This window comes from Leptothoe sp. ISB3NOV94-8A (assembly GCF_043421595.1).
GTDB classification, from domain to species: Bacteria; Cyanobacteriota; Cyanobacteriia; order Phormidesmidales; family Phormidesmidaceae; genus Leptothoe; species Leptothoe turfae.
In genome coordinates, this window is sequence record NZ_JAXSQW010000001.1 from 5,828,791 (window position 1) to 5,841,101 (window position 12,311).

The window sequence follows — 12,311 nt, forward strand, 5'->3', positions numbered from 1 at the left end:
TCGACGTTAACTTCTCAGTGCAACAATGGGGTCTAACCGCGCTGCTTGCCTGGCAGGGACAACGCCAAAAATGAGGCCAATAGTCCCCGAAACCCCAGTGGCAAGCAGAATTGAATTCACTGTAATTCCTGGTTTCAGTGGGCTAAAAGCTGCTACCATCACAGCCCCACTTGTCCCTAAACCAATACCAATCACCCCTCCCGCAACCGATAGAATAATCGCCTCAATCAAAAACTGAGTGAGAATTACCCGCTGGGTTGCTCCGATCGCCTTGCGTAGACCAATCTCATGGGTGCGTTCGGTTACAGATACCAGCATGATGTTCATCACACCGATGCCGCCGACTAAAAGAGAGATGCTGGCGATCGCCGCCAGCATTAAGCTCAATCCTGCGGTGATTTTGGCCACCATGTCCTGGAATGACTTATTGGCCCATACTGAAAAGTTCTTTTTGCCGTGGCGACGGGTGAGAATATTACTAATCTGAAAAGCTGCAGCCCTGATGCTTTCTGAATCTTGTGCTGAGATTTCGAGAAAATCGATGGGGATGCCATTGGGGGATTGGCGACCAGAGAGCTGATAGGCCATGGTGGTGATGGGCACGTAGGCTGTTTCGTCGTAATTGACGCCAAACAGTGTGCCTTTGCTAGTCATCACTCCCATCACCTGAAAGTTGAAGTCCCCGACCTGCACCATTTTGCCTAGGGCAGAGGCTTCACCAAAGAGACGCTTTTCTAACGCAGAGCCTAAGACAATGACGGGGGCATGTTGCTCTAGATCAGTGGAGGTTAAAAAACGTCCTTTAGCCAGTGTGAGACTGCGCACGTAGCCAATACCTGGGGTGGTGCCGATGACGCTGCCACTGCGGGACCGAGATCCATAGGTAAACTGTAGCTGGGCATTGATTTGAGGTGCTATTTCTAAGACAGCGGGGGCTTGGGATGCGATCGCATCCACATCTGCCAGGGTGATTTCTGCGGCGTCATCGTTGGGGCCTAAATCTTCGTCACTGGCAAAAATAGTCAGCTGGTTAGGGCCAAAGGATTCTAGCTGATCTTGAGTAAACTGTTTGGCTCCTTCGCCTAAGGCCACCATGGTAATAACAGAAGCATTGCCAATGATGATGCCTAACATCGTGAGCAAACTTCTGAGTCGATTGGCGTTCAAATTTTTGGCCGCCATTTGAATATTTTCGATGAATTGCATAGCTAGAAGGGATTATCAACGCCGTCAATTCTTTGGTCTGCGGGAGGTTCAATTAAAATCTCGTCTCCGGGGTCCAGACCTTCCATGACTTGCACCTGCGTTCCGGCTGTTGGCCCCAGTTGCACTGGTTTTAATGTGGGACCGTCCTCTTGTTGGGCATAAACCCCCGTTGTGCCATCGGTCTCAGTGACGACGGCTGCTAAGGGAATGACCAGTGCATCACTAATGGGTTGGCCGATAAATATTAGCCGTACATTCATGCCAGATTTCAGCTGCTCCTGGCCGCTTTTAAGCAGGACCTTGACCTGGAAAACAGTGACCTGGTTATCGCGAATTGCCCGAGGGGCAATGAGTTTGACTTCTCCTGAAAAGACTTCATTGGGATAAGCACTGCTGCGAACTTCTACGGTTTGCCCCACGGCTAGTTTGGCAATGCTCGCTTCTGGGACTTTAGCCTCAATTTCTAAACCGCTGGAGAGTTCAGCAATAGACGTGGATGCTGCACCATCCGTTGACGAAGCTGCTGTGGCAGGCGATACAAAGTCACCAGCCTCGGCAAAGCGACGGGTAATGATGCCATCAAAAGGAGCCCGAACAACTGTTTCATCTAGCCTTACTTGGACTGCGGTGAGCTGAGCTTGGGCTTGAGCAACAGCGGCTTCTGCCTGGGCAATCTCTTCTGGTCGGGTGCCATTTTGCAATCTCATGAGCACTGCCTGTGCTTCCTGTAGTTGTTGTTCCTCCGCTACTAAGTTAGCGCTCGCCTCTTCTGCAGTGGTTTGGTAACTGTCAAGTTCGTCGGCTGAAATCGCCCCTTGCTTTGCCAAGCCATCAAAACGGGCTAGCTGTTGTTGGGCCTGCTGCAATCGTGTCTGAGCTGCTTTAATCGATGCCTCTGTCATCGCAACACGGGCACGGGCTTCGGCAATCTCCTCTGAACGTGGCCCTGCCTTTTGTTGCTCTAGGGTTGCTTGGGTCTCGGCGAGCACCGCTCGATATTGTTCAACCTCAGCCTGACTGCGGCGGCTGGTCATACGAGCAATAATCTGGCCCTGGGTAATAAAATCACCTTCTTGAATAAAAAGTTCCGCGATTTTACCTGAATCCTCAGGACTTAGATTAATAACACGCTCGGCTTGTACGACACCACTGGCCTGGATTTGTGAGTTTAAATCCTGTTTTTTAACGAATACAGTTTGTTGTTCTGCAATTGGGGGCTGGCGTTGTTGGATGTAGGTAAATGCGATCGCACCCACCAGACCCACAGCCACTATCCCCACTGACCACGGTGGAATTGGTTTTAAGCGAGTTAATGTTTGCGCTTTCATAGTTGGGTTAGCATGTCACTCATGGTTGCATCCTAGAAAATCTCTGGGCTATATGCCATCGGCCCAGGCACCTGAACCACTAGTGCTGAGGATCGATTTCTCTCTAGGACTTTAGGACTATTGGACAGGCTATAGATTAGGGTCAGAAGATCCTAGTGCTTTCTTGAAAGAGCGGTTTAGCATGGGTAGTGAAGACAGATATTGTCCCTGCCCATTCACCTATCTGCCTAGACTCGTGAAACATTGGCCTAAGTCCCAAGCCCATCCTTTTCGGGTGCTACACATCATTGAGTGGATTTTGCTGGGTATTGCCGTATCAGAACTGCCGTGGGAAAGTCTGCCCTATTTGTCTGATCTTATGGGCAGCTCACTGGCGGAGACGGAGCCCATACCGTTTGCCTGGCTCTGGAGTCTAATGTGCCTGTTGTTGCTGGGGCTGCTGGGGCGGCGTTTACCCATAGGGTCAGCCGTCAGCAAGTGGGGATATACGGCTGTCCAAATTGGACTGATTTTAGTGGCAACGTCCTTGGCCAATTGGCAATCTCCGTTTTTGATGCCTTACCTTGTGGTTATGATTCGTGGGTACTTGATTTTTAGCCATCGGGAGCGCTGGGTGCTGGCAGCGCTAACATTTGGGATTGCGATCTCATCTCTGGCTATTCCCCTGCTAGATATTCCAAGACTACAGTCGGCCTTTAATGAACCTCTGCCGTTGACGACTGACAAGGTTAGAACCATCAGTATGGTGATCGGCCTCTACGGCATTGTGCTTTGTGGCCTAGTATCGGCCTTTGTGCTGCTGCTGGTTAATGCCCTACTGGCGGAACGTGCCAGCCGACAACAGTTAACGGTTGCCCACCATCGGCTACGACAATATGCGCTTCGCATTCAAGATCAGGCAGCTTTGCAAGAGCGTAATCGTATTGCCCGAGAGATTCACGATGCCGTGGGCCACAGCCTTACTGCCCTACGTATTCAACTAGAGAATGCACGATTGTTTTCTCACTCTGATACCCATAAAACAGAGGATCACCTGAAAGTAGCACAACAGCTAGCTGCTAAGGCCCTCAGTGAAATTCGCCAGTCTGTTTCTACGCTACAATCTGATCCGCTCCAGGGTAAATCGCTCATAACAGTTTTAGAACAGCTGTGCTTAGACTTTCAACAACATATGAACGGCGAATTTGTTTATACCCTTGATGTTCTTCGTCCGTTGCCAACAGAAACTAGCGCCACCGTCTATCGGCTGCTGCAAGAAGCTATGACTAATGTGGCTCGTCACAGCCATGCTGATCGCATTAAGCTGCAGGTGAAAACAGAATCAGGCTACCTGTGGCTAATATTAGAAGATAATGGCATCGGCTTTGACCCTGCCAAAAATACGGCAGGTTTTGGTCTCAGTAGCATGAAAGAGCGTACGGCAGCGATGGGTGGGCACTTACAATTCATTACAGCCCCTGGTGAAGGCTGCCTGCTTAGGGCGCAATTGCCGTTAGTTGAGGTGATGGCGTGATTCAGCTAGTGATTGTGGATGACCAGGCGTTGATTCGTCAGGGGTTAAGCAGTTTGTTACAGACTAAGCCCGATTTACGGGTGGTGGGCGAAGCGCAGAATGGCCAGGTGGCGTTGGAGTTAATTGAGTCGTTAGTGGGTACGCCAGACCAACCGCATCTGATTTTGATGGATGTGCGTATGCCGGTGATGGATGGTGTAGCGACAACGCAGCAGATCTGTGAGCGATGGGCAGATATTAACGTGTTAATTCTAAGTACGTTTGATGATGATGCCTATGTTACCGATGCGATGCGCTATGGCGCGAAGGGCTATCTTCTGAAAGATACGCCTTCAGAAGAGCTGGCAGAGGCGATTCGGTCTATTCACAAGGGATATACCTATCTGGGGCCGGGGTTATTTGCGAAAACCCAAGCGATGATGCAACGGGCAACTAGAGAGGTTCCGCCAGAGGTGTTAACCCTCTCCCCCAGAGAGAAAGAGGTGTTAAAACTGATTGCTACTGGGGCCAATAATCGCGAAATTGCTGCGGCTCTAACTATTTCAGAGCGAACGGTAAAAAACCATGTGAGTAGTATTTTGGGGCACTTACAACTTCGAGATCGCACCCAAGTTGCGCTACTAGCCAGTAAGTTTTTACTATAGAGCACTGGCCCTATAGCATTTGTCTTTCTAAGCTAGAACCCGCTGTCGTCGGATATCGTATCTGGCTACGTAACTGGCTGGGCTAACCCGTAGATACATAACATCGTGGATCATGTTTGAGTGCTCTTCACTGGGTTGGTGAAACGTGAGGCTGTTGCGATCGCACTTTTCCTTGTAGGCGGCTACAGCTTGTTCAAATGTTGACTTAGTATCTGCCATGGTTACCTTTACTAGAAGCATGGGTAACCACCCAGGTAGCATACGCCCTTGCGCTCAAACTAACAGCATGCTACCCAGCTATTGGATTTACGGTACAACCGTAGCATGTTAACGCCATCTCTGTTTGAGTTGCCGATCAAGCTTACACTGGCTACTATCTGAAGATTCGACAAAATTTTGGCCTGCTTGATTTTAGAGAATTACCCTTAAATCCCATTTCATGTACTTCCCTGATCGTTAAACTGAGATCTTGCACCTGGTAAGGAAGCATTAACCCGCCTTGGACTCAACGTCGCAAGGCTAACTGGCTCAAAACCGCTCAAGCGGTTAAAGAATTCCTAAAAGCTTATATTTAGAGCTGCCCAGCCAATCTTGTCCCTTGAGTGGACAGCCCTCAATTAGCGTTGGGTTCAAAACCCAACGTGGGTTTGAGCTTCACAACCGACCTTAGTGCGAGATCTGAGTTAAAGGACATCATGGATGCGTGATAAAGGCTCAATGTCTAAGCAACCCTAAATATCTGACTGAATTTCAATAGATTCAGCAATGACTCCAGTTGGTTGACTAGCTACAGTGCCATTGATTTGAACGTTTTGGCCTGGACTCAGTTGGTTGGCATCAGGGGAATTAGAGCCTGCGGTGACCTGCGTCTCTTCTAGTAACTGCACATAATATTTTTGGTTGTCAGCTGTTTCAACAACCAATTGAAGCGGCCAACTTTCCATCACTTCAGTAATCTTGCCATTGAGTTGGATAGCTTGAGTAGTCATGGCGGAATCAGTGGCGACGGGACTGGGAGATTCAGAAACGGCTACTTCGGGTGAAGAATCGTTGGTAGACGCAGTCTGGCAACCCAACAGAGAGATAATTAAGCTCAGTAAACAAACCGTTGTTACAGCTCCCTTTACTGACAAGGGTAGCGAAAATATCATGGGTTGTCCTCCCAGAATAAAGTCGATTGACACGTAACACTCTGGGCACGTGTCAATCGATGTGTGTTCTCATCTAAACTTAGTTTAGACAACGAATGGGGCTGACGATTTTGGGTACAGCCCTTACAGTCCCAGATTCTTCCATTCCAGCATGCGGTCAAAAACAGGACGAGTAATCCGTGTTGACTTGTTAGGACACCCACCATAAGCGTGGATACCCACAGCATGGCGCTGACCATCACGGTAACGCCAGACAGGACTGCCACTCTGTCCACCAGCGGTATCTAGCATGTAGTACAGACGACGATTGGTGACTCGAGTGATCCGACCAGCGTTAAACCACTGTGTACCAAAGGGCTTGTCACCTGGATAACCGGAGTTGTTTACCAGTAAGTTGTTGAGTGAACTGCTCGATAAGCTGGTAAAGCCAAACCAACCGACTCGGTTTCCCAAGGTATTGTTGGGCAGAATGACGGCTCCATAGTCATATTCGGGACTGCGATCGCGAGTCCAACCGGTGACGCTTCGGAAGGACGTTCCGACCTGAGATCCATAGGGTCGATTCGCCGCATCCATTCCTGGAATAACCTCAATGCGTCGAGCCCAGCCCCCCGCAGCGTGGCTATAAACACAGTGACCAGCCGTCATCACAGTGCGGGGGCCTATAAACCAGCCCGTACACCCGCTTGTGCGGCCATCGGCCCGAGTGATGATGAGCTTACAAATGGCTCGCCAAGGATATCGATTGGCAGGCGAAATACGAGCTCGATTATCAACACCGCAGACAGATTCAGGTTCGTCGTCAAACTCTAGGGCACCAGCTTCAGGTAAATTCTCAAATTCCTCTGTAATGGTAATTTGTTCACCTAGAGTGCCTTCGTTTTGAGCGTAGGTATAGTCAAATCCTAAAACGGATTCAAGCTCTCCTACAGCTTCAGTGCCATCAAAACTCTCAGAGACTAATTCTGTCTCTTCTGTTGGAGCTGTGCTTTCGCTCGATACTGATTCGTGTAAACTCTCGTCAGTGGGCTTGGTAGATGGATTTGGCGTCTCTTCTGAAGAGACAGCTTGATGTTGAGTCATGACAAATACTCCTTAAGGGTAAGTGTGTTTTTGCAGAAACTAGGGCTGCCTCATTGGTGGCAGCCTCTTGATTCATGGATTTTTTACGATGCCTCGATAATGGCTCAAACAGTAGTTCAATGAGAATCACCCCGATGGGTGATTTCTTTCTTTTGTGATTTGTGAGATATGGAAGGGAGGATTATCTTTCTCAATTAATGACATCCTCAATAAATGAGAATATCTAGGACGACCCTTCTGTGATCATTGTCACTGAATTGTCTCAGCGAATTTCAGACATGGCTTAAGACTTTCCAGAGAATGTCCAGATTAGACTCAGTGCACCCTAGCATGCTGGTAAGTGTCAGGTAATTCACATCAGCACTACATTGATGACAGTGGGTGCCGTTCAGGGTGCTTTCAATACGAATCAGCCAGGCTCCCGGATCTGTTTTTGAGACATTAAGGACGCGAATGTCCGTTAGATCAAGCGGAATTCGAATGGAGTTATCCATAGTGCCTCCAGAGGATTCACCACCGTAATCATCCCACAAAGGACATGCTCTCGTCCGTAACACTAGATATCGTAATCAACCACGGCAGTTCTAGAAGAGCCTTAATCCTTAAGGATGGGTTGCGATCGCACCCCATCCTTAAGCCAGCATCCAAAGCCTCGGCCCGTGGAGTATATAAAGCCAAAAAAATCCCCTGGCGAAGAACGGTCAGGGGTTTGCTGTGCTTTAAGTGGATTTGAGAGATAGGAGAGCTAATGAGTTCTCTGTTGTATGAGAATTCAGGCGATTCCAGGAGTATCCCACACCGTTTTTTGTGATCGTGCCTGCGAGCACTGTGGCGTGAGCTGATGAGGCCTTGCCTAGATGATTCAACGCATGGTTGTTTGCTGTGGCCCCATACGTTGTAGCGTTGGGCAATTAGTCTAGGAAAGCTTTAAAACACAACAGCACCCAGAACACTCGACCGAGGAACTCTTCTAAGGTAAACAAAACTTTTAAGAGTTGTTGTATATCAGGCGAACCTACTATAAACAGGGCTCTCTAGTGCAATCAAGAAGGAATATCAGTGATGTGTTTGGGCACTGTTTTTGAAACGTTGAACGATTCTATCAAGCTATCTATCGTTAGACCTCCTTTTGTTGTGACTATGAGCTTTTCAACCCATGTGTACAGCATATTCCAGTGGTGCTGAGATATCTCTTGGGTGATACAAACGTTAACTTGTTATTTGTCACTGCTGTTGCTGCCAAGTAGTGAGATAAGTCTATGGAGCGACAGGGTAGAAATGGGTTTGTGATGGCAACGCATCCTCTAGACTAAAACCAAAGTATGAGGTGTGTTGATGGTGAATGAGCCGCGTTTGCTGATGGCTCGGTGGCCGAGGCTGGTACTGTGGTTTATTTTGTTGCGGGATGTGGTGGTTCCGTTGCGCTTGACAACGGAACCCACGCTGCTGCGGTCCTTAGTGGCTACGTGGCCGAGTGCTGATTCATCCGCCGTCGGCTTACTAGCGGCGTGGGGCTTCGGTCCCCTTTTGAGTCATAAAAAAGCCTCTACCAAATCGATAGAGGCTTAAGGTGTCTGTTGCAGGAAAGAGAGAGTTTGAACAGCGTCCAAGGGCTTAAACGTCATACATGCGAGATTCAGGGGCGTGGGGATTTTCGGCACAGTAGCGGGCAAAGGCCGTGGTTGGACTTACCTGTTGCTGGCGGGCCTTAGCTGTTTGTAGTTCTTCAACAGTTTCCCAGGCAATCGCGGCATCAATACTTCTGGGGCCATGCATCTCAGTTAGTCGACGAGCATGTTCTAAGGCAGCTTTTAGCCGAGTTTCAAACGTTGCTTTAGACAAAGGCTTCTGTGACGGCGTAGAGATTGGAGAAACTGTAGACGATGCAATTGTGGTGTAAGCCATGGTGAGAACTGGTTTGTTGTGAACTGTTCATAGCTTATACATAATCCTGGTAAATATAAAGGTCAAAAATATATAAGTTACATCTATGATTCATTAGCTTTCTTTACCTATTTGCGTTGAGGTGGCACTCAGTTGTGGTTATATGATCGCTTCACCTAAGGAAAAGCCTCTACCAATTGGTAGAGGCTTAGAGTGTGTGTTGGAGAGTCTGAGTCGAAAAGGGTGCCCTGGGAATGAAGCTTTCACAGATTACGGAGTCTGCACTGGGCACCCAAAACTGTCAGCCAGAGTACCGAAACCTTTCGGCCCCGGGCACCCAAGCTTGGGTACCGCAACAGCTCAGCGATCTGTTAGCGGACGGACTTAGTACGAGCATCCAGTGCATCAAGGCGAGCTTCCTGGATGTTATCGACTGCTTTAGTGCGGGCATCTAGCGCATTCAAACGAGCGGATTGAATATTCTCAACGGCTTTGGTTTGGTTATTCAGGTGCTCTAGACGTAGCTTGTGGACGCTGTTCTTGGTGCGAGCATCCAATGCATCAAGACGAGTCTCTTGTATGTTGTCAATTGCTTTAGTACGAGCGTCTAACGCATCTAAGCGAGCAGCTTGAATGTTATCGACAGCCTTAGTGCGGGCATCGAGGGCATCTAGTCGAGTGGCTTGGATATCTTCGATGGCCTTGGACTGGTTGTTGAGGTGCTCAATGCGTAGTTTATGGACGGAATTCTTAGTGCGGCTGTCTAGCGCTTCGAGGCGAGCGGACTGAATATTGAAGCTAGCGGGCTCGACGGCGGCAGCAACGGGTGCGATCGCAGCGGAGGCAACGAGAACAGTTAAAGCGGAAAGAAGTGTGCGTTTCATGGTTAAAGCTCCTTGTTAATTTGTGAAGTGTTTGATTCGCTTCATTGATTACAAGAATGCCGGGGCTACCTGAACGCTATCTGACCGTAAACTGAAGGTTGCTTAAGGGGTTTCTGAATTTGGCTGAGGAAGTTTGGTGATGGGGGTCACAAGGGTGGTTTTGAGTTGCGTTGGCGGAGCCGCTCCAGCGGAGCATCGCAACTCAAAACGTCTTTGATTTAAGGACCTTTTTCATACAGATCTGGATTTAGCAGTACATAAATACTATTTTAAATAATAACCTTCTTGCGAGTGCTCAAATGAGTCATAACAAACACCATCAGCTACCCGATCATGGCCTGCAGCTTTACTTATCTGAAAAGGCTTTAGGCTCCTTTTTGCGTACCTCAATGAGTGGGTGTGCCGGATCATAAAGTCAACAGAGAGACCAATAAGAAGCCCCCACGGACGCTAGGTTCATGGAGGCTTCAGTTTAGATATAGAGTGGTATTCAATAAATCGTTCTTCTATGAGTCCACTCTAGGTCGGAAAGAGTCACATCGGATCCGTTACCGGGCAATTCCATCGTCTCCTCACACAACTATCAAGTTTGCTCGGCTTGTGTCTGCGATCACAGCTTTAAAACACAACAGCACCCAGAACAATCGACCAAGGAACTCTTCTAAGGTAAACAAGACTTCTCAGAGTTGTTGTATATCAGGAAAACCGACTATCAACAGGGCTCTCTAGTGCCAGTAAGAAGAAATATCAGTTGATACAAACGGTAACGTTGTTATTTGTCTCTGTTATCCTTGCCGATCAGTGAGATAACTCTATGGGATTCTGTGGTTGATGCCACTACGAGCGGCAAGGCTATCCGTTTAGAATCAGGCATTTCAATCGTAGGGTAAGCACCGATGCGCCGACCCATAGCTTTAGCTTATGGATAGCATAAATCTTTTTCTGTCAAGTTTATTTGCAATTCGTTATATTTTTCGTTACATTGGTTTACATAAGAACGCACACATAAGAAAAAGGCTTCAGAACATGTACACCACTACTAACGAAACCGGGCAGCTCAATAATTACGCCACAGAGCCCGAAATGTATTTCGCTTCCTACCCTGCACCTGAGCAACAGCGTCGTTATTTGTTCCAGGGTGGTCTGGCTACGCTCCTCATCAGCGCACTGATGCTGACTGCACTTTCCGTTAGCTAGTTCATCAACGTCTATTCACGTCACACCACACTTCAACACAAGGAAACGCAACTATGTTTGGTATCTTATTAGCCGTCATTATTGTGGGTTGGTTGGCAGCCTCCATCATTGGTACCCAAGCCTACTTCTTCGGAGAGCAATCCAAGCCCATCCATGAACGCAACTGGAACTCCGATGGTTTTGAGGAGATTGCCAAGTTAGTCACCGGTCGTGAGACTGATTTCAACGAGCGTGTATATCCCTTTGGCGGTGACGCTTACACCAGCAACGTAGCCAACAACTAACTACATTCGTTTCACCTAACATCTACAACCTATTTCATCGGTCCCTAGCGGTTCTCTCTCCGACCCTGGGGATCTTCTTTTTTGCAAGACCATAATCGAGCTAACTGAGACGCTGGGGTCCCCATAGAGCGAGTGCAACTGCTAACATCGGTTGCTCCGTAGGATGTTGTATTGAGCGTTGATTTATTACGAGAGTCGTTATTCAACCCCTGCGTAAGGAGTAGTGACCTAGTATAGGAGCGTCATCGTAGGTGTTGCTATTGAGCTGGCTTCCAATCAAGCCGAGGACAGACGCACAATTCCCGCGCTTGCAAACCACCGGAGTCAGCTAATGAGTGAATCTAGTATCGCCACCCGTGCCACCATCCAAATCGGGACCCAAGTCGGGACTCTAATCGTAGACGGTTTTATGTTGCCAGATGGCAGCTATTGCATGTCCCTGAACCAATCGTCGGGAGCCGTTGGTTTTGGGCCACAAAACGCCTCAGACTTTTTATCCTTAAAGGCCGTTAAATCGTTGTTAGGTCAAAGGTATGCGGATAATAATTCTCAGATAGAACTGGCCCCCAGTTGTCACACCCGTGGCCGCATTCAGCTTCGTGCCATGTCGTTAGATGCCGTGGCCGCCTACTGGCAATGGCAGGCTTCTAGAGGTAACCGCGATGCCCTAGCCCTCTGCATGGCGTTGAAAAGTGCAACTTTGAGCTGCCGGTTTGATACGGCTTTTGGGGTTGAGCATTCTGAGCTTAACTACAACTAGAGGAGTACAGGGCGCATTTTAGAGAACCCTATGCTGAGGCATCTGCGGAATTCCAGGCGAATGGGGTTGCAGCTGAGTAAGTCGCGATTGGCGGCGTTGCAACCGTTGGCAGGGTGTAATCCGATGCTGGCGCGGAAGGTGGTACGCAATGAGCGGCTGGGGCTAAATCGGTCAGTAAGGCCGCAGCATATGCAATATGTGGTGGTGATGCCGATTGTGGTGGCCTGTTTGATGGCGTTTGGCATCGTACGGTTTATTGGGATGGGTACGCGTAATAAAAGTCTATATATATTTGGTGGTACGGCCCTGGTGGCTGGGATGACGATGAAGTCGTTAGGGCAGGTGCGTGGTGCGCGGAAGCGGTTGGGGCAGTGAAG

The 12,311-nt window shown here is 48.7% G+C and carries 15 protein-coding genes and 1 pseudogene; 7 read left to right on the plus strand and 9 right to left on the minus strand.

The window, feature by feature from the left end:
* Nucleotides 1-6 precede the first annotated feature (6 nt).
* A complete protein-coding gene (locus tag SPB21_RS24965; protein WP_163661331.1) occupies nucleotides 7-1,206 on the minus strand; it encodes an ABC transporter permease in 1,200 nt (399 codons plus the stop codon).
* A gap of 2 nt (nucleotides 1,207-1,208) precedes the next feature.
* Nucleotides 1,209-2,534 carry an efflux RND transporter periplasmic adaptor subunit gene (locus SPB21_RS24970; RefSeq protein WP_163661329.1) on the minus strand — a complete coding sequence of 442 codons (1,326 nt, stop codon included), beginning with the start codon at nucleotides 2,532-2,534 and terminating at the stop codon, nucleotides 1,209-1,211.
* A gap of 235 nt (nucleotides 2,535-2,769) precedes the next feature.
* On the opposite strand from SPB21_RS24970, the gene SPB21_RS24975 reads away from it, so the two are divergent.
* Both SPB21_RS24975 and SPB21_RS24980 read left to right on the plus strand, forming a co-directional pair.
* The gene (locus SPB21_RS24975) at nucleotides 2,770-4,047 is read left to right on the plus strand and encodes a sensor histidine kinase (RefSeq protein ID WP_499867953.1); all 1,278 of its coding nucleotides are present in this window, start codon (nucleotides 2,770-2,772) and stop codon (nucleotides 4,045-4,047) included.
* Nucleotides 4,044-4,691, plus strand: coding sequence for a response regulator (locus SPB21_RS24980; RefSeq protein ID WP_163702558.1), 648 nt, complete (start codon nucleotides 4,044-4,046; stop codon nucleotides 4,689-4,691). The genes SPB21_RS24975 and SPB21_RS24980 overlap by 4 nt, the downstream gene beginning before the upstream one ends.
* Nucleotides 4,692-4,718: 27 nt before the next feature.
* Here the strand turns inward: SPB21_RS24980 and SPB21_RS24985 are convergent, their stop codons facing one another.
* From SPB21_RS24985 to SPB21_RS25005, 5 genes and pseudogenes are all read right to left on the minus strand, one after another.
* Nucleotides 4,719-4,931, minus strand: coding sequence for a hypothetical protein (locus SPB21_RS24985; protein ID WP_499867954.1), 213 nt, complete (start codon nucleotides 4,929-4,931; stop codon nucleotides 4,719-4,721).
* A 491-nt stretch (nucleotides 4,932-5,422) separates the two neighbouring features.
* Nucleotides 5,423-5,842 carry a hypothetical protein gene (locus SPB21_RS24990; RefSeq protein WP_499867955.1) on the minus strand — a complete coding sequence of 140 codons (420 nt, stop codon included), beginning with the start codon at nucleotides 5,840-5,842 and terminating at the stop codon, nucleotides 5,423-5,425.
* A 123-nt stretch (nucleotides 5,843-5,965) separates the two neighbouring features.
* A complete protein-coding gene (locus SPB21_RS24995; protein WP_163702555.1) occupies nucleotides 5,966-6,925 on the minus strand; it encodes a trypsin-like serine peptidase in 960 nt (319 codons plus the stop codon).
* Between the two features lie 344 nt (nucleotides 6,926-7,269).
* Nucleotides 7,270-7,419: pseudogene (locus tag SPB21_RS25000) on the minus strand (ISL3 family transposase); the annotation flags it as partial.
* 28 nt (nucleotides 7,420-7,447) lie between these two features.
* A complete protein-coding gene (locus tag SPB21_RS25005; RefSeq protein WP_499867956.1) occupies nucleotides 7,448-7,603 on the minus strand; it encodes a hypothetical protein in 156 nt (51 codons plus the stop codon).
* 657 nt (nucleotides 7,604-8,260) lie between these two features.
* Here SPB21_RS25005 and SPB21_RS25010 point away from each other — a divergent pair.
* Nucleotides 8,261-8,494: a hypothetical protein gene (locus SPB21_RS25010; protein ID WP_163661317.1), complete on the plus strand. Its 234-nt coding sequence runs from the start codon at nucleotides 8,261-8,263 to the stop codon at nucleotides 8,492-8,494.
* 45 nt (nucleotides 8,495-8,539) lie between these two features.
* Here the strand turns inward: SPB21_RS25010 and SPB21_RS25015 are convergent, their stop codons facing one another.
* Nucleotides 8,540-8,830, minus strand: coding sequence for a Calvin cycle protein CP12 (locus SPB21_RS25015; RefSeq protein WP_163661315.1), 291 nt, complete (start codon nucleotides 8,828-8,830; stop codon nucleotides 8,540-8,542).
* Between the two features lie 350 nt (nucleotides 8,831-9,180).
* Nucleotides 9,181-9,693, minus strand: coding sequence for a hypothetical protein (locus tag SPB21_RS25020; RefSeq protein ID WP_499867957.1), 513 nt, complete (start codon nucleotides 9,691-9,693; stop codon nucleotides 9,181-9,183).
* Nucleotides 9,694-10,719: 1,026 nt separating this feature from the next.
* On the opposite strand from SPB21_RS25020, the gene psb34 reads away from it, so the two are divergent.
* The 4 genes from psb34 (at nucleotide 10,720) to SPB21_RS25040 (ending at nucleotide 12,309) form a co-directional block, all read left to right on the plus strand.
* Entirely contained in the window at nucleotides 10,720-10,890 is a 171-nt protein-coding gene (psb34, locus tag SPB21_RS25025; protein ID WP_163661311.1) for a photosystem II assembly protein Psb34, read from the plus strand.
* A 53-nt stretch (nucleotides 10,891-10,943) separates the two neighbouring features.
* Nucleotides 10,944-11,174, plus strand: coding sequence for a photosystem II protein, Psb35-related (locus SPB21_RS25030; RefSeq protein WP_163661309.1), 231 nt, complete (start codon nucleotides 10,944-10,946; stop codon nucleotides 11,172-11,174).
* A gap of 331 nt (nucleotides 11,175-11,505) precedes the next feature.
* A complete protein-coding gene (locus SPB21_RS25035; protein WP_163702551.1) occupies nucleotides 11,506-11,934 on the plus strand; it encodes a hypothetical protein in 429 nt (142 codons plus the stop codon).
* A gap of 30 nt (nucleotides 11,935-11,964) precedes the next feature.
* The gene (locus tag SPB21_RS25040; protein WP_499867958.1) at nucleotides 11,965-12,309 is read left to right on the plus strand and encodes a hypothetical protein; all 345 of its coding nucleotides are present in this window, start codon (nucleotides 11,965-11,967) and stop codon (nucleotides 12,307-12,309) included.
* The last annotated feature ends 2 nt before the right edge of the window (nucleotides 12,310-12,311 follow it).